Raw genomic sequence first — 16733 nt, 5'->3', positions numbered from 1 at the left:
CTAAAAAACCCGCCTGACTCTAGGGTCATTTCAGAATATCTTTATCTATAAAATAAAGTTAAATAACCTATTAAAATGAGTTATTTAAGCCGATTCAATAATTCCGATGTAGACAGGTAACCGCCCAGATAAGTACCTGCTGAATTATAAATGGCAGGGGTACCATTCACACCCATATTCAGACCCATTTGATATTGATCTTGAACAGGATTTTCACACTTCTCTGCACTAATCTGTGCGCCTGAAATCGCCTGGTCAAAGGCACTACGGCGGTCAGCACTGCACCAGATCGCTTCCATGGCCGGCATATGCTGTTCACCACGCGGCCAGGCGATATAACGCACTTCAATGCCTTTGGCATTCATCTCATCCATTTGCTCATGGAATTTATGGCAATACGGACAGCTGACATCGGTAAACACATAGACCACATGCTTGGCTTTGCCTTTGGCTGGATAGACCAGTAAGTCGGCTGGCTTGAGTTCAGCAAAGAGTTTATTGTTGATGCCTGCCTGCAGGTTTTCGCTGACATTGTGTAGCTGTTTGTCGCCGAGACGGATCACATCGCCCTGAATCAGGTATTTACCGTCACTGGTGACATAGACCGCAGACATGCCTTCCAGACTCACCCAGTACAGGTTTGGAACTTCAGTGGCTTTAATGTCGGTAATTTTGGCACTGATGCCAGCAGTTTTGAAATGCTTTTCCAACGTAGACGCCAGACGCTGTTCTGCATTACGTTCGGTTAGGGTAGAGGCTTCGCCCGTCGCCGGTGCGCTTGCAGTCAACTCTTGCTTTTTATCGTTGTTAGTGGAATTGGAACACGCAGTCAGACCCAAACCAGCAGCAAGTGTGCAAGCCATAAAAATTTTTGAGCGGGCAAATGTCATAAAAAACCCTTTTCTTCTTGGATTAAAAACAGAGCATTAGCATAACAAAAAAAAATACCCACACGTCAAACTTCTCAGTTTATTCCATCCGGATATGTTTTAAGCTCGTGGATGATGGGTCGCGTGTAGCTGTTGCATCCGTACTTGTGCTACATGGGTATAAATCTGGGTGGTAGACAGATCACTATGCCCGAGCAGCATCTGTACCACGCGTAAGTCTGCGCCATGATTGAGTAAATGCGTCGCAAAGGCATGGCGCAAGGTATGCGGTGACAGTTCGGACTGGATTCCGGCCTGCAGCGCATAACGCTTAATGGCATACCAGAAATTCTGCCGGCTCATGATACCGCCATGCTGGGTCAGAAACAGATAATCGGTCGAAGTCCTATACAGTTGCGGACGGGCTTCATTCAGATATTTTCCCACCCATTCACAGGCCATTTTTCCCATCGGAACCAGGCGTTCTTTATTACCTTTACCCACAATACGTAAATAGCCCTGTTTTAAGTTGATCAGTTCCAGCCGCAAGTTAATCAGTTCGGTCACCCGGAGTCCGCAGGCATACAGCACTTCAAACATGGCGCGATCGCGCAGCCCTAATGCCGTGTTGATATCCGGAGCATGAATCAGGGCTTCGACATCAGCTTCGGAGAGATCTTTGGGTAAGGCCCGGCCCAGTTTCGGGGTTTTATGTGCAGCCACCGGATTGTCACTACGCAGTTTTTGCTCGCGCAGAAATTTATAAAATGAGCGCAAGGCAGATAGGCAGCGGGCAATCGAACGTGGACTTTTTTGCTGTTTGGTCAGCGCAATCAGTACATCAGAAATATCATCATGACTCCATTCCGGCAGAGGCTTGCTCAGGCATTCTGCACATTGCACCAGATCGGACAAATAGGCATTTCGAGTATGCGGGCTGACCGTTTGTGCAATCAGATAATCACGAAAACCCTGCAAATAACTGAACGCATCAGGAATCTGGACAGGGGCAGGAATACGGGGTTTTTTATTCAGCATAGGGTGAAAGGATCTGATCTGAAAAAGCGATAATCGGGATTGGTATTCTCCACTGTAGTTTAATTTTATGACAGTGTCGATGTGGTATAAGGCTAAATCGAAATGTAATTAATCTTATTTGTTAATTATTCTCATTTGTTTGTATACTGTACAAAATAGTTTAGGAATTTCACGGTGCGTTTGTCTGATTTAAAAGCAAAACAAATTGCCATCATTCGAAAAGTGAGTCGAACAACTGATGGTGAAAGTGCTCTACACGATGTCGTCGCGAGTCGTTTGGAAACTTTAGGCTTTGTACCAGGTACAAAGGTACAGGTCATTACTAAAGGTATTTTTGGTGGAGATCCCATTTTGATTCAAGTTGGATTCACACGTTTTGCTTTGCGTAAATCAGAAGCAGCCAAAATTGAAATCGAACAGGCGGTGTCGGCATGAGTGATACATTACGTATTGCCCTTGTCGGTAACCCTAACTGCGGTAAAACTTCATTATTCAACCATTTAACCGGAACGCGCCAAAAAGTCGGTAACTATGCAGGTGTGACGGTTGAACGTAAAGTCGGTACGTTTCAGCTTGCCTCAGGCAAAGCGGTACGGGTACTGGATTTGCCGGGAACCTATAGTCTGGATGCAACCAGTCCGGATGAAGAAATCACCCGCAACGTCGTACAAGGTAAAATTGCGGAAGAGCAGGAGCAGGATGCATTTTTATGTGTGGTAGATGCCACCAATCTGAAACTGCATCTGGGTCTGGTGCTGGAAATGATTGCACTGGGTCGTCCGGTGCTGGTTGTGCTGAACATGATGGATGAAGCACGCCGTCGTGGCATGCAGATCAATACCCAGAAGCTGTCTGAGCGACTGGGCGTACCTGTGGTAGAAACGGTGGCTGTGCGCAATTCAGGGATTGAAAACCTGAAAAATGCGCTAGATCAAGGCAAGTATTCTTTACCACAGACCGAACTCAGCGGCTTGAAAGGTGACAGTTACCAGCGCGTGGAAAATATTCTGAATGACGTGGTCAATTTCGTCGATCAGGAAGATAAACGTACCGACTTCCTCGACAAGATTTTTCTACATCCGGTATTGGGTTTACTCAGCTTAGCCGTAATGATGTTCGTGATTTTCCAGGCGGTATTTGCCTGGGCTGCGCCGTTTATGGATGGGATTGAAACCTTCTTCGGCTGGCTGGGTGAGTTCCTCGGCGAATATATTTCGCACCCATTACTGAATAGTCTGGTGGTGGACGGGATTATTGCCGGTGCCGGTGGCGTGGTGGTGTTCCTGCCACAGATTCTGATTCTGTTCTTCTTTATTCTGGTACTGGAAGAATCGGGTTATTTACCGCGTGCAGCATTCTTGCTCGATAAACTGATGTTTAAAGCCGGTTTGTCAGGACGTGCCTTTATTCCGTTATTGTCCAGCTTTGCCTGTGCCATTCCCGGCATCATGGCATCGCGGACCATCAGTGATCCACGAGATCGTTTAACCACGATTTTTGTTGCACCTTTAATGACCTGTTCGGCGCGTTTGCCAGTTTATGCCTTGCTAATTGCGGCATTTGTACCCGCACAAACTGTCTGGGGTTTCCTGAATCTGCAAGGTCTGGTGCTCTTCGGTCTTTATATGGCAGGTATCGTAAGTGCCTTGCTGGTGTCTTTTGTGTTGAAATTCTTCCACAAAGATAAATCACAGCACATGCTGCTGATGGAACTGCCAAGCTACCGTTTTCCAGACCTAAAAAACGTCTGGATCGGCTTGCTGGATCGCGGCAAAATCTTCTTGAAACGTGTCGGTGGCATCATCTTCGCCTTATCGATTGTACTGTGGTTCTTGTGTACTTTCCCACAGCCACCAGAAGGGGCAACCTTGCCGGCCATTGATTATTCATTGGCAGGGATGCTCGGTCATCTGATGCAACCGATCTTTGCACCCCTCGGTTTTAACTGGCAGATCTGTATTGCCCTGATTCCGGCGATGGCAGCGCGTGAAGTGGTCGTTGCAGCACTGGGCACAGTCTATGCGATGTCGGCAGTTGATGAAGATGCGATGTCTGAAGGTCTGGCTGCGCTAATCAGCGGTGGAGGTGATCTGGGCTGGTCAGTTGCGACAGGTTTATCTTTGCTGGTGTGGTTTATTTATGCACCACATTGTCTGGCGACCCTGGCAACGGTTAAACGTGAAACCGGTTCCTGGAAAACTGTCAGTATCATGACTGTTTACCTGTTTGGTCTGGCATATTTCATGTCATTCCTGACTTATCAAATTGCTTCATATTATTTGGGCTAAATCTCAGCTTGGCCTTGGCCAATTGAATTTGCTGCATTGTATATGTATGGGAGATTGAGATGATTGAAATTCTAATTGTGACAGCACTGGTGCTTTGGAGCATGCTGGTCGTATTCAAAAAGGTGTTTCCGAACACCTCCAACTCAGTCTTCCAGAAGCTGTCTGATGCCTGTGCAGCCAAGGGTTGGCAGCGTCTGGCTAAATGGCTGCAACCGGGTGTGGTGGCAGGCTGCGGTGGCAACTGCGCCTGTCCGGTTTCAGAAAAAGGTTCAGACGTAAAGCCGGCTCAACAAGCGGTAAAATGGAAATAATTTCCAGTTCTGGCTGAATTTTAAAAACCGTCATGATCATGACGGTTTTTTTACGCATGGACACAAAAAAAATGTGCAGAAAAGCCAATCAGAAAAGGCATTCAAAACAGCAAAGTGCTACCATTTCGTCAGTTTCAAAATAGACCAAAATATGGGGCGAAAATGTTAATACAACGTGGTGGGTTAAAAGTCGTTGCAGGACTCGGAATATCAGGTGTTGCAGCAGTCAATTTCTTGCATAGTCAGGGCTACCGCGTTGCAGTAACAGATTCAAGAGCTAACCCGCCAGGGCATGACCAGATACCTGCTGAGGTTCAGACCAGTTTTGGTCAGTTTGACGCCGAACTGTTACTTTCTGCAGAAGAAATCGTGATTAGCCCCGGGCTTGATCCTAAACTTCCTGAAATTCAGGCAGCGATTAACAAGGGTATTTCGGTAGTCAGTGAAATCCAGATTTTACGCCGTGCTACGGATAAGCCTATTGTGGCGATTACCGGTTCTAATGCCAAAAGTACCGTGACTACCTTGATTGGCCTGATGGCAGCGGATGCAGGCAAAAAAGTTGCCGTCGGTGGTAACTTAGGCCGTCCTGCGCTAGACCTAACCAAAGATGATCCTGAGCTGTATATACTCGAGCTGTCCAGTTTTCAGCTGGAAACCACCTCAAATCTGGCGGCTGAAGTCGCGGTGGTGTTGAACATGAGTGAAGATCATCTGGACCGTCATGGCGATATGATGGGTTATCACACGGCGAAACACCGGATTTTTCAAGGTGTGAAAAAAGTCGTCTATAACCGTGATGACTCTTTGACCCGTCCGTTGGTACCAGACGTAACACCGATGCAAAGTTTCGGACTGAATGCACCGGATATGAACCAGTACGGTATTCTCAAGGATACCGATGGCAGTATTTGGCTGGCGCGTGGTCGTGAGCGTCTGCTGAAAAGTACCGAGATGTATATGCAGGGCACGCATAATGTTGCCAATGCCTTGGCCTGTCTGGCGCTGGGAGAAGCAATTGGTCTGCCACTAGAAAGCATGCTGAATACTTTAAAAACGTTTAAAGGTCTGGAACATCGCTGTGAATTCGTCAAGGAAGTACAGGGCGTACGCTATTATAACGACTCCAAAGGTACCAATATCGGCGCAACCTTGGCAGCACTGGATGGTCTAGGGATGGCGATTGAAGCCCAGGGCGGTAAGGTCGCGATTATTCTTGGTGGACAAGGTAAGGGTCAGGATTTTAAGGCCTTACGTGAATCATTAAGCAAATATGCCAAAGTAGCGGTATTAATCGGTGAAGATCGTCCCGTCATTGAAGCAGCGATTGCGGGTACGACTGAACTGATTCATGCGGACAGCTTGCAGCAGGCAGTAGAAATCTGCCAAAAGCACACTCAGGCACATGATGTCGTGCTATTGTCTCCTGCATGCGCAAGTTTTGATATGTTCTCGGGTTATCCTGAGCGTGGTCGCAAGTTTGTTGCGTATGTGAATGAACTCAATTAAGAATAACAAGGATTCGTGATATGGCTGGGTTTGCTCAGACTACGATCAATAAATTAAATCAATTTTATACGCAGTGGATACCTAGAATACCTGCTGAAGTGAATCCACGGAATGTATTGATTTTCTGTGTGTTGGCTTTGCTCTGCATTGGTTCGATCATGGTGGCATCGGCCTCGATGCCCTATGCAGAACGTATGCATGAAAATCCGTTTCACTATATTAGCCGACATGGGATTTCGATTTTTGTCGCTGCCGTAGCAGCTTTTCTGGCTTATAAAATCCCCTTAAAAGTCTGGTTTAATAACACTTTCTTTTTGTGGATTATTACCATCGTACTTTTGGTGGCCGTGCTATTTGTCGGGACGGAAGTCAATGGTTCCAAACGCTGGATTCGGATCGCAGGCTTTACCTTACAGGCTTCGGAAGTCGCCAAAGTGATGATGGCAATTTTTACTGCAGACTACGTGGTGCGCCGTGCGGAAGAAGTACGGAATAATATCAAGGGTCTGGTCCGTTTAAGTGCCATCATGGGTGCTACCGTCGGTTTGATTATTCTCGAGCCTGACTTGGGTGCAACCGTGGTAATTACCTTAACCATGCTTGGCGTGTTCTTTCTGGCGGGTGCGCCGTGGATTCAGTTCGGTGTAGCTTTTATGACCTTGGTCGGCGCATTTGCTGCCGCGATTCTGTTGGAACCGTATCGTCTGCAACGTCTGCTGTCTTTTTCGAATCCTTGGGAAGATCCCTTAGGCACCGGTTATCAGCTCTCTAATGCCCTTATGGCCTTTGGCCGTGGGGAATGGGCAGGGGTAGGCTTGGGGCATAGTATCCAGAAAATGTCTTATTTGCCTGAGGCGCATACCGATTTCATGCTGGCAATTTTGGGTGAAGAATTTGGCTTTTTAGGCATTTCAACCATCCTGATCTTGTCCTTCACCATGCTGGTTTGCTGTATCCGCATTGGACACCGCGCCTTGCAGCATCAATATTTGCGTGCCGGCTATCTGGCTTATGGCATCAGTATCATTTTCCTGTTACAGATTCTGGTGAATGCCGGTATGAATATGGGCATGTTGCCGACCAAGGGTTTGACCTTGCCATTTATTAGTTATGGCGGTTCATCCCTGATTATCTGTGCGGTCATGATCAGTCTGATTCTGAAAATTGATTCGACCACGCGTCAGGTCAATCCAAGCCGCGAAGAATCAAGCTTCTAGATTGGAGTTTCGTCCTGGCTCTGGCTGAGCATGGTCCAGTACCGTGCTCGGCATTGCGGTTCCACAATTGGAACAGGTCACAAAAGCAGATTTAGGCTTGGAAAGTGGAATCAAGGGTATGAAAAATAAAGAAAAATAATTACGCTGCTGTTTTAGCTCATAGCCCGAACGAGTACGGCAGACCGGACACAGAAACTGGCTTTTCTCAATGGTTTTGATTTTAGGGCCGACGCCAAAAATAAAAAACATACTCTTCTTCCTATCAATTTTTCATTCTAGAAGTCTAGCTTAAGTGAAAAGCTGTTTTTATAAATAGTGACCTTGTAGCTCAGTTGTATGTGGAATCCGCTCAATGTCCCATTGTACTACCGCCTGTTGCAGCATCCGATCGGGAGTGTCCAAATCAACTTCAGCCTGATGCAAAGCCTGAAGTGCCTGTTTTAATAATTGGGGTGCCTGAGTTAAATCCAGTGCTTGGGCCAGATTCTGTTTTGACAGTTTTTGCCCCTGATCATTCATTGCCAGCGGTAGATGCATATAGCTCAGACGCGGATAACCGAGTAACTGTCCCAGATAGATTTGCCGTTCGGTATTATCTAAAAGATCAGCTCCACGTACCGCATGAGTCATACCTTGCAGATAGTCATCGACTACTACAGCCAGCTGGTAATTGATAATGCCGTCACGACGTTTTAAGACAAAATCGCCCAGATCTTTTTTCAGTTCTGAACAGTGCTGACCTTGCAGCCGGTCTTCAAAACAGATTTCAACATCTTCAACTTTTAAACGGATGGCCTGATGCTCAAAAGCCAGACCCAAGTCACGACAGGTATCCTGATAGATATGATTGGAACCGAGCATTTTACGGGTGCATTGGCAAGCATAGACTAGACCTTGCTGACGCAATTGCTGGATGACGTCTTCGTAAATATCTAAACGGTCTTTCTGGAAAATGATTTCGGCATCAGGTTCAAGCTGAAAAGCATCCATGGCACGCAGGATATGCCCTTCGCTGCCGGGATAAATGCGGGGAATATCGGTGTCTTCAATCCGGACCAGCCATGTGCCTTGATTGGCTTTGGCATCGCAGTAACTGGCAACTGCGGTAATGAGGGAGCCAAAATGCAAAGGGCCGGTTGGCGATGGCGCGAACCGGCCCACATAAGCCATCCTGTTGTCCCCCTCCTTTTTTAAAGGAGGGGTTAGGGGAGGATTATTTACAGACATACTTAACCGTTATTTTGCTTCTCTTTGATCTCTGCAAGGGTTTTGCAGTCAATACATAAAGTAGCCGTTGGACGTGCTTCTAAACGACGCAAGCCAATCTCGATACCACAAGTTTCACAGAAACCATAGTCATCATTCTGGATTGCTTCGATCGACTGTTCGATTTTACGAATCAGTTTACGTTCACGGTCACGGGTACGTAACTCAATCGCAAACTCTTCTTCCTGAGTCGCACGGTCATTCACATCTGGAAGAGCAGTATTTTCGTCTTGCATCGTATTCAGGGTACGATCCACTTCTGACATCAACTCAGCTTTCCAAGCCAGCAAGATTTGGCGGAAATGCTGAAGCTGACCTTCAGACATGTATTCTTCATTTTTTTTAGGTTGATAAGGTTCAATACCAAATAAGCTAGCAGTAGAACCACCGTCAGTCGTTTTAGGCTTAGATTTGCGTACGCGCTTTGCAGCTTTCTCTTCTACAACATCAGTTTGATTGTCTAAGACTTGATTTTGGTTGTCATTCGCCATTTAGGGCATTCCTCATCTATGCGTATGATTGCTACGCAAAAAATATGGTGATATGCAGTTTTTTATCCACCCTGTAGAAAGATTATCCTCCTATGGGGGCCGTCATCATATAGACTTTTTATGCTTATTGATAGTCTTTGATGTCTGGACTATGCATATCACATTTCCTTTGGTTGCAATAAAGTAATGCAAAAAAAACAAATTGAAAAGTTAATAACCTGAAATTTCGGTATTAATATTTTGCTGGCTCAATGCCACCCGTTCAATATAGGTATCAAACTCACCATTTTGTTGCAAATGTAATACACGATAACCTGGTGCCGCCTGATCTAGCGCGAAATCTTCACTTTTAGGTTTAAACTGCACACTGGTCGATGGCGTGGATAAAAAGTAGATGCCATGCCATTCGTTGCAGGAATCCTGATGCACATGACCAAACAGAACCAGCTTGATATTATGATGCCGAGCCAGTACATCTTTCAAATCTTCAGCATTTTTCAGCCGGTGCTGATCAATCCAGTGCGATTTCATCGCAAAAGGATGATGATGGCAAGCGACAATGACATGCTGATGCTTAAATTCAAGCAATAATTGATCCAATTGATCCAGTTGAGCTTGTTCCACCCAGCCATCCACCTTGCCTTGAACCGCACTATTTAACAGGATTATGGTCCAGGTGCCAAAATGAATGGCATGCACCTGATTCACGTTCTGGTGAAAAGGGAACACCCGAATGTCATCATGGTTACCTGGAATCTGATAATGCGGCACGTTTAAAGACTGAATATATTCCAAATATCGCTGATAAGTCTGTTCGACCGGCACCTGCGCCAGATCACCAGTATGAATCAGTGCATCCATTTGGGGAAAGCGCTGTTGGATCTGCTGCATCACCTCATGAAAACTCTGCTCGGGATTCATCCGGGCAAATTCCAGCTCTTCCCGGTTCATCAAATGGGTATCAGAAATCTGGATAATGGTCCAATCCGGCTGTGTGCTTGTGCTTGACTGCTGAAAACTCATGTCTTTCCCCTTAGACATATTCCTGCAGTATGAATATGTTGTTGCAACCATTGCAAGGCCATAATGACAGGTGCATTTCTTAAGCGACCATTCGTGAGCAAGGACGGAATATCAGCATAATCCAGAATATGCAGCTGGATATTTTCACCTTCATCCGGCATGCCAAAAATACCGCCCTGTTCAGGCAATTCGGTCTGCGCCACATATAAATGAAATAATTCGGAACATGCCCCGGCGGACGGATAGAAGCTGAAAATGTGCTGCAGCTCATCCAGGGTACAGCCTGATTCTTCGAGTGCTTCGCGACGGATGCATGTTTCAGGCGCTTCATCGCCATCCAGAACGCCAGCAATTACTTCGAGTTGCCAAGGAGAGTCGATATCATCCAGTCCACCAATCCGGAACTGTTCAATCAGGCCGAATTTCTGCTGTTGATGGTTGTACATCAGCACACCCGCTGCTTCTGGCCGGTGAATCAGCTCACGTTGCAAAACAGGGGTTGAGCTTTCCTGATTAAATAAACGGTGTTTCAGGCTGACTTGTTCTACCTGAATAAATCCCCGGTACAAGAACTCACGTGCCTCTACGCTAAAGTCTTTTTTATTATAAGAGGCCTGTTTAATAATATTCATATGCTCAGATAGAATGAATTGATTTATTTTCATCCTATCTGAGTTTTTTTTGAAGACAACTGTTTTTTTTACAGTTTTATAGTTTGTGGTATAAATTTTGACCAGATTTGTGGAAGCTGGCTTTCATCTGATCCATACCCGCTTCAATTTCGGCCTGAGAGCTTGCTGACTGATCAGGATTAGCCTGTTGACTGGCATAATCACGAACATTCTGGCTAATCTTCATTGAACAGAACTTTGGTCCGCACATGGAACAAAAGTGCGCGGATTTATGCGCGGCTTTCGGCATGGTTTCATCATGCATGCTGCGCGCCGTGTCCGGATCCAGACTCAAGTTAAACTGGTCTTCCCAGCGGAACTCAAAACGCGCCTTGGACAGGGCATTATCCCGGGCTTGCGCACCCGGATGACCTTTGGCCAGATCGGCTGCATGTGCGGCAATCTTGTAGGTAATAATGCCGTCTTTGACATCCTTTTTATTGGGTAAACCGAGATGCTCTTTCGGCGTCACATAACACAGCATTGCGGTGCCGTACCAGCCAATCATCGCGGCTCCTATTGCCGAAGTAATATGGTCATAACCCGGTGCGATATCGGTGGTGAGTGGCCCCAAGGTATAAAAGGGTGCTTCTTTACAGACTTCCAGTTGCAGATCCATATTTTCCTTGATCATATGCATCGGGACATGGCCCGGGCCTTCAATCATCACCTGAACATCATGCTCCCAGGCACGGTGGGTCAGTTCGCCCAAAGTTCGAAGTTCGGCAAATTGCGCTTCGTCATTGGCATCCTGCACACAGCCCGGACGTAGGCCATCGCCGAGACTAAACGATACGTCATAAGCTTTCATGATTTCGCAGATTTCATCGAAATGGGTATACAGGAAGTTTTCCTGATGATGTGCCAGACACCACTGCGCCATGATCGAACCGCCACGCGATACGATACCGGTCAAACGGTTGGCAGTCAGCGGTACATATCTTAAAAGCACGCCGGCATGAATGGTGAAATAGTCCACACCTTGTTCAGCCTGTTCAATCAGGGTGTCTTTAAAGATCTCCCAGGTCAGGTCTTCGGCCACACCATTGACTTTTTCCAGTGCCTGATAGATCGGTACGGTTCCAATTGGTACAGGAGAGTTGCGGATAATCCATTCACGGGTTTCATGAATATTCTGGCCGGTCGAGAGGTCCATAATCGTATCTGCGCCCCAACGTGTCGCCCAGGTCATTTTCGAGACTTCTTCTTCGATACTTGAACCGAGTGCAGAATTACCAATATTGGCATTGATTTTGACCAGAAAATTACGCCCGATGATCATCGGTTCCAGTTCCGGATGATTGATATTGGCCGGAATAATCGCGCGGCCGGCGGCGACTTCCTGACGCACAAATTCTGGCGTAATTTCAGTCAGGTTTTTTGCACCAAAATTCTGGCCCGGATGCTGGCGCATATCGACACCATCGAGTTGACGCAGATTTTCACGAATGGCGATGTATTCCATTTCCGGAGTGATGATGCCTTGCTTGGCATAATGCATCTGGGTGATGTTGCGGCCGCATTTGGCTTTGCGAGGTTTCTGGATATGGGCGAAACGGATTGCGGCGGTACGGATATCGCGTAAACGCTGGCGGCCAAATTCAGAACTGAGCTGATCCAGAATTTCGCTATCGTTGCGCTGTTCAATCCAGCTGTCACGAACATTCGGCAGGCCTTTATTCAGGTCAATCGTCACATTGGGATCGGTATACACACCAGAGGTGTCATAAACCATCAAGGGCGGATTGTATTCACCGCCTAAGCCTGTCGGGGTTTCACTTAAGGAAATTTCCCGCATCGGCACCTGAATATCAGGACGCGAGCCTGGCAGATAGACTTTACGTGAGGCAGGCAGAATTCGCGTTAAATCGCGTGCTTCCTGTTCATGAGTGGAGAGAGAAGTTTCAGAAGAAAGATTCGTTAACTGGTTCATGGCTATGATCCTTATGAATGACATCAACGAATCAAGCACGACCAAAAACGTAGGCAGATTTATCCTGAACAGATAAAGCAAGGGCTGGGTTTTTAGCTGGCTTGATTCCTACGCAGGTATTAACCTGATCAGGTTCAACGGTACTCATGCTCAATTCCTGATAATGATAAAAGGAATCACATGATCTCAGCGAGGCATTACTCGCGCTCCGTCAAGCGAGGCTAAAGCTTAGCTCAGTTTAGGCAGAATAAACAGGTCTAAATCGCTCAACTTTAAGCGAGGATTGATTTAGACATGGTCCTACTGATTGAAGGTGAAACTGATCCCAACTAGATACAGATGGCATCGGTAAAGCAGTCCTTATCGTATTTTTGTGAGGGCGGACTGATCTGGGCATAGTACAGAATCTGTTCTGCTTCCGAACGGTTTCTATAATCGGCAGGCAAGGTTTGCTGGCGCTGTTCCGGAGTCATGTCCAGAAATTCCAGAAACAGGCGTGCCTGTGTGGACAGCGTTGATTTCTGGCCACTCGACAGCCCGATAATGGTTTCCAGATGACTGGTATCCACGGCATAACGATCGTGATAATCTTCAGACACCGGCGATTGCTCGGTACCTCTAAACAGGAAATAGGTGTATTGCTTCAGCAGATATTCGGCATCGCGTTTATAACTACTATTCGGATAAGTCTTGAGATAGTCTTCCCAAAGCAGACTGCGGGCTGCAATATCAGCGGCTTCAATCTGCAGGCGTTTTTCCGTCAGCACCGGCTCCATATTCTGTTCCGCCAGATTTTCAATAAAGGCTTTTTCAGCGGCTGGTAAATAAGGGGCAAAAATACGCACCAGATATTCCGGGCTGCGGCGATAATGTAAAGTGCCATCACCCAGATCCAGCAGTTCTACATAAGCCTGCCCCTTGTGTTTTAACAGATACTGGTCACGTGAGGTGAGCTGTTGAAAATGCGCATGCTGAATGGTCGGATGCTGGGCCATTTCCAGTGCATACTGCTCAAAGGCACGTTGCTGAAATTCGGTACGGTCCACAGCCAAAAAGCGCTGATACATTTCGGTAGAGCGCAACATCAGATTTTTCTGCTCTGCCAGTTCCATTAAGGGCAGGCATACTTTAAGATCCTGATTAATCTGTTCCAGCGCAAAAGTCGTACGCTGGTCATTAATCTGGGACATGTTTTTTTCAATATTCTGGCACATGAGGCTGAAGTCATTGACTGGACTTTGGGCTTGACTCGCTTCAGGCTGTTCAATCTGGAGCTGTGATTCTGAGGGCTGCTGACAGCCTCCCAGAAACAGCAAACTGCCGGCAATGAAACAGGCTTTGAATATCGACGGGAATGGCATTAACACTGTGCTTCAGGACTCTGTATAGGTGAATTCAGAAAATAACGGCCTTACTGGGAGGTATATTGTATAGATCAAATTAAAATACTATGTTTAGTATTGTGAATTGCTTTGTTACATTACAGACAGAGATCTTGAAAATTGAATTAATCGTGAATAAAACGCGATAGTTATATTAAAAAGTTAATAAAAATCATACGTAAAAATTCAAGAGATCTCTTTAGTATGGCTGAGCTTAAAGCGCCAGAATTTTTTGATCTGAATGGCTGTTAGGGGTTAACACTATAAAATGAAATTAAAACTCAGTGTCATGGCCGGTTTATTGCTATTAATTAGTCCGGCGATTTTTGCCCTGGATTTACAAGAAGCGTATGCACGCGCCCAGCAAAATGATCCAAATTGGCAGGCGAATGTGTTGCAGTACCAATCTGATCAGCTCAATCTGGGGATTGCCAGCGGAAATTTGCTGCCGACCGTGACTTTATCTGGAAATGTGACCCGTAAAAACCAGTCCGTCAACAACTCAGAGTCTGAAGGTTTGCCTGCTGAATTTGGTGAGTTGCAAAGTTCCAGTACAACCAGCCGTCAGGTGGCCTTAACCGCACGCCAACCTTTATTTCGCTGGGATGCCTGGCAAGGTTATAAGCAGGTCAAGACCTCGGTCGAACTCAGTGAAGTCAATCTGCGTCTGCAAAAACAGCAGCATATTTTACAGGTGGCCGAAGCCTATTTTAATGTCTTGCGGCAGCAGTCTTTGACTACGGCTTATTTACAGGAAGAGCAGGCGCTGTCTGAACAGTTACGCATGATGAATGCTAAGCTGAAAGAAGGTTTGGTGGCGCGTAGTGAGGTCAGTGAAGCCAATGCCCAGTATCAAAGTGCCCAAGCCAACCGGATTTCGACTCAAGTTCAGCTGGTACTGGCCCAAGAACAGCTGGCACAGTTAATCGGCTCTTATCAGGAAAATCTGGCGGTATTACGCAACGATTTCCAGTTCCAGAAACCGGTTCCAAGTGATATGCAGTCCTGGACCGAATTAGCACAAAGCCAAAATCTGAATATTCTGCAAGCGCGTCTGCAAAAGCGCTATTCTGAAGATGCCAAACGGGTCGAACAGGCTGCGCTCTATCCGCAGGTCGAAGCGGTCGGAACCTATGGCTATTTAAAGCAAAGTCCGGCTACGATCATGTCCAGCAATGGAGATTTCGACCAGATTGGGGTGGAAGTGAACTGGAATGTATTTAGCGGTGGACGCACACAAAAAAGTATCCGTCAGGCCGGTGTCAATGTGCAAAAAAGTGAAGCGCAACTGGATGCAGCCATCCGTAAAGCCAATACCGATGTGAAACAGTCCTTTATGCAGGTAGAAACCGATCAGGCCAAACTGAATGCACGTAAAGCCGCGATGGACTCTTCGGAAATTGTCTCACAAGCGTCCAGAGCCCAATATCAGGAAGGCTTAAAAACCATGGTTGATGTATTGCTGGCACAGCGTAATGCCTTTTCTGCCAAGACCGATTACTTAAATGCCAAATACGATTATCTGTTGCATGTGTTGCAATTGCAGGCTTCAGTCGGGCAGTTAACCGAAAAGGAATTGGCAGAGCTGAATGCCTGGCTAATTGAATATGATTCCCCTCAGTCTCTATGAGGCTACTATTGTCATCAAACTTTCATCATAGATATGCTTTAATATGATTTATTATTGATCATTGTCTTCTATCGTTCAGGAGTAGCTTTCCTTGTGTCCAAATAATCCTGTATTAAGTCATCACATTTCTTCGCAATTTAATGAAGAATTGCAGGACGTAAATACCAAATTCATGACGATGGGCGGACTGGTAGAACAGCAGGTAGCGAATGCCATTCATGCTTTATTGGACACAGATGTCTCAATGGCAGTAGATGTGCAGTTTCAAGACAATGTCGTCAATCAGATGGAACGAGATATTGATGAAGCGCTGACCCTGATTCTGGCGCGTCGTCATCCTGCTGCGATTGATTTACGTATGGTGCTTGCCATGTCCAAGGCCAATACCGATCTGGAACGGATTGGTGATGAAGCCTCGAAAATAGGCCGAATTGCACAAAGCTTATGTGAAGAGGGCGGCTCACCGCGCGGTTATATGGAAACCCGGCATATTGGCAACCAGGTGCGGGTGATGATTCATGACGCACTGGATGCTTTTGCGCGTCTGGATGTAGATCAAGCTTTGAAGGTCATGTTGGCAGATGCGGATATTGACCGTGAGTATCAATCAGCCACACGTACGCTTATGACTTATATGATTGAAGATCCGCGGCATATCAGTCGTGTCATCAATGTATTATGGGTGCTGCGTTCGCTAGAAAGAATTGGCGATCATGCCCGGAATATTTCGGAACAGGTGATCTATATGGTCAAAGGTTTTGATGTGCGTCATACCAGCGTTGAAGAAATTGAACAGAAAGTTCAGCGTTAAATCTTAAAAAATTAAAATAAAAAGCCTGCAATTTGCAGGCTTTTTTTCAGCTTTAATTAAATGTTTTTTCTCAAATCGGAAGCAAAACAGGTTTTAAAATAATCAAAATTTTTATCGATGAAATTTACAAAAAATGTGATTTGGTTGTCAAAAAATATACAAAACGTATATATAATTATAAAATATGCAAGTTTTTTAGACAAAATGGAGTTTTTCTCCAGAGAAATTATGAGCTGGATACATGTGGCGATGTGTATCTAAAGTGATCATCAACTGTTTTTAGCTATCCCATTT

16 protein-coding genes and 1 riboswitch are annotated in these 16733 nt (G+C 46.0%); of the genes, 7 read left to right on the top strand and 9 right to left on the bottom strand.

Annotated elements, in window-relative coordinates:
• Window positions 1–80: 80 nt before the first annotated feature.
• Window positions 81–890: a DsbC family protein gene (locus AC13CK_RS07760; RefSeq protein WP_005101478.1), complete on the bottom strand. Its 810-nt coding sequence runs from the start codon at window positions 888–890 to the stop codon at window positions 81–83.
• A 99-nt stretch (window positions 891–989) separates the two neighbouring features.
• Window positions 990–1907 (bottom strand): site-specific tyrosine recombinase XerD, encoded by a 918-nt coding sequence (gene xerD, locus AC13CK_RS07755; protein ID WP_195725474.1) that lies wholly within the window; start codon window positions 1905–1907, stop codon window positions 990–992.
• A gap of 174 nt (window positions 1908–2081) precedes the next feature.
• Between xerD and AC13CK_RS07750 the strand changes: the two genes are divergently transcribed.
• From AC13CK_RS07750 to ftsW, 5 genes are all read left to right on the top strand, one after another.
• Entirely contained in the window at window positions 2082–2342 is a 261-nt protein-coding gene (locus tag AC13CK_RS07750) for a FeoA family protein (protein ID WP_004281065.1), read from the top strand.
• Complete coding sequence (gene feoB / locus AC13CK_RS07745) at window positions 2339–4195, top strand: ferrous iron transporter B (RefSeq protein WP_479739084.1); 1857 nt, start codon at window positions 2339–2341, stop codon at window positions 4193–4195. Before AC13CK_RS07750 ends, feoB begins: the two co-directional genes overlap by 4 nt.
• Before the next feature lie 59 nt (window positions 4196–4254).
• Window positions 4255–4506, top strand: coding sequence for a DUF6587 family protein (locus AC13CK_RS07740; protein ID WP_482831054.1), 252 nt, complete (start codon window positions 4255–4257; stop codon window positions 4504–4506).
• A 162-nt stretch (window positions 4507–4668) separates the two neighbouring features.
• Entirely contained in the window at window positions 4669–6015 is a 1347-nt protein-coding gene (murD, locus tag AC13CK_RS07735) for a UDP-N-acetylmuramoyl-L-alanine--D-glutamate ligase (protein ID WP_482831053.1), read from the top strand.
• Window positions 6016–6035: 20 nt separating this feature from the next.
• The gene (gene ftsW / locus AC13CK_RS07730) at window positions 6036–7232 is read left to right on the top strand and encodes a putative lipid II flippase FtsW (protein ID WP_004281069.1); all 1197 of its coding nucleotides are present in this window, start codon (window positions 6036–6038) and stop codon (window positions 7230–7232) included.
• On the opposite strand, the gene AC13CK_RS07725 is transcribed toward ftsW, so the two are convergent.
• The 7 genes from AC13CK_RS07725 to AC13CK_RS07695 all read right to left on the bottom strand — a co-directional run bounded on the left by AC13CK_RS07725 (window position 7221) and on the right by AC13CK_RS07695 (window position 13977).
• Complete coding sequence (locus AC13CK_RS07725) at window positions 7221–7481, bottom strand: zinc ribbon domain-containing protein (RefSeq protein WP_482831052.1); 261 nt, start codon at window positions 7479–7481, stop codon at window positions 7221–7223. The genes ftsW and AC13CK_RS07725 overlap by 12 nt on opposite strands.
• A 57-nt stretch (window positions 7482–7538) precedes the next feature.
• Window positions 7539–8459 carry a tRNA glutamyl-Q(34) synthetase GluQRS gene (gene gluQRS / locus AC13CK_RS07720; protein ID WP_482831051.1) on the bottom strand — a complete coding sequence of 307 codons (921 nt, stop codon included), beginning with the start codon at window positions 8457–8459 and terminating at the stop codon, window positions 7539–7541.
• Between the two features lie 2 nt (window positions 8460–8461).
• Entirely contained in the window at window positions 8462–8989 is a 528-nt protein-coding gene (dksA, locus tag AC13CK_RS07715) for an RNA polymerase-binding protein DksA (protein WP_004281072.1), read from the bottom strand.
• 210 nt (window positions 8990–9199) lie between these two features.
• Window positions 9200–10012: a 3',5'-cyclic-AMP phosphodiesterase gene (gene cpdA, locus AC13CK_RS07710; protein WP_482831050.1), complete on the bottom strand. Its 813-nt coding sequence runs from the start codon at window positions 10010–10012 to the stop codon at window positions 9200–9202.
• A complete protein-coding gene (locus AC13CK_RS07705; RefSeq protein WP_253174407.1) occupies window positions 10009–10644 on the bottom strand; it encodes an NUDIX domain-containing protein in 636 nt (211 codons plus the stop codon). The genes cpdA and AC13CK_RS07705 overlap by 4 nt, the downstream gene beginning before the upstream one ends.
• 76 nt (window positions 10645–10720) lie before the next feature.
• The gene (gene thiC / locus AC13CK_RS07700) at window positions 10721–12616 is read right to left on the bottom strand and encodes a phosphomethylpyrimidine synthase ThiC (protein WP_482831049.1); all 1896 of its coding nucleotides are present in this window, start codon (window positions 12614–12616) and stop codon (window positions 10721–10723) included.
• Between the two features lie 88 nt (window positions 12617–12704).
• A riboswitch (TPP riboswitch) is annotated at window positions 12705–12837 on the bottom strand.
• A 108-nt stretch (window positions 12838–12945) separates the two neighbouring features.
• On the bottom strand, window positions 12946–13977 hold the full coding sequence (locus tag AC13CK_RS07695) for a hypothetical protein (RefSeq protein WP_482831048.1): 1032 nt from the start codon (window positions 13975–13977) through the stop codon (window positions 12946–12948).
• Window positions 13978–14266: 289 nt separating this feature from the next.
• On the opposite strand from AC13CK_RS07695, the gene abuO reads away from it, so the two are divergent.
• On the top strand, window positions 14267–15628 hold the full coding sequence (gene abuO, locus AC13CK_RS07690) for a multidrug efflux outer membrane protein AbuO (protein ID WP_482831047.1): 1362 nt from the start codon (window positions 14267–14269) through the stop codon (window positions 15626–15628).
• A gap of 91 nt (window positions 15629–15719) precedes the next feature.
• The gene (gene phoU / locus AC13CK_RS07685) at window positions 15720–16439 is read left to right on the top strand and encodes a phosphate signaling complex protein PhoU (protein WP_005108465.1); all 720 of its coding nucleotides are present in this window, start codon (window positions 15720–15722) and stop codon (window positions 16437–16439) included.
• Window positions 16440–16733: the final 294 nt, after the last annotated feature.

The sequence above is a fragment of the Acinetobacter sp. L-24 genome, from assembly GCF_056857555.1.
The sequence above is the reverse complement of the archived record's forward strand: the minus strand, read 5'-3'. Positions and strand labels throughout refer to the sequence as shown.

What these genes read in the sequence shown, in the direction of transcription:
- AC13CK_RS07760 (WP_005101478.1), bottom strand. Translation starts at nt 890, where the DNA reads ATGACATTTGCCCGCTCAAAAATTTTTATGGCTTGCACACTTGCTGCT.
- xerD (WP_195725474.1), bottom strand. Translation starts at nt 1,907, where the DNA reads ATGCTGAATAAAAAACCCCGTATTCCTGCCCCTGTCCAGATTCCTGAT.
- feoB (WP_479739084.1), top strand. Translation starts at nt 2,339, where the DNA reads ATGAGTGATACATTACGTATTGCCCTTGTCGGTAACCCTAACTGCGGT.
- AC13CK_RS07740 (WP_482831054.1), top strand. Translation starts at nt 4,255, where the DNA reads ATGATTGAAATTCTAATTGTGACAGCACTGGTGCTTTGGAGCATGCTG.
- murD (WP_482831053.1), top strand. Translation starts at nt 4,669, where the DNA reads ATGTTAATACAACGTGGTGGGTTAAAAGTCGTTGCAGGACTCGGAATA.
- ftsW (WP_004281069.1), top strand. Translation starts at nt 6,036, where the DNA reads ATGGCTGGGTTTGCTCAGACTACGATCAATAAATTAAATCAATTTTAT.
- AC13CK_RS07725 (WP_482831052.1), bottom strand. Translation starts at nt 7,481, where the DNA reads ATGTTTTTTATTTTTGGCGTCGGCCCTAAAATCAAAACCATTGAGAAA.
- gluQRS (WP_482831051.1), bottom strand. Translation starts at nt 8,459, where the DNA reads ATGTCTGTAAATAATCCTCCCCTAACCCCTCCTTTAAAAAAGGAGGGG.
- dksA (WP_004281072.1), bottom strand. Translation starts at nt 8,989, where the DNA reads ATGGCGAATGACAACCAAAATCAAGTCTTAGACAATCAAACTGATGTT.
- cpdA (WP_482831050.1), bottom strand. Translation starts at nt 10,012, where the DNA reads ATGAGTTTTCAGCAGTCAAGCACAAGCACACAGCCGGATTGGACCATT.
- AC13CK_RS07705 (WP_253174407.1), bottom strand. Translation starts at nt 10,644, where the DNA reads ATGAATATTATTAAACAGGCCTCTTATAATAAAAAAGACTTTAGCGTA.
- thiC (WP_482831049.1), bottom strand. Translation starts at nt 12,616, where the DNA reads ATGAACCAGTTAACGAATCTTTCTTCTGAAACTTCTCTCTCCACTCAT.
- AC13CK_RS07695 (WP_482831048.1), bottom strand. Translation starts at nt 13,977, where the DNA reads ATGCCATTCCCGTCGATATTCAAAGCCTGTTTCATTGCCGGCAGTTTG.
- abuO (WP_482831047.1), top strand. Translation starts at nt 14,267, where the DNA reads ATGAAATTAAAACTCAGTGTCATGGCCGGTTTATTGCTATTAATTAGT.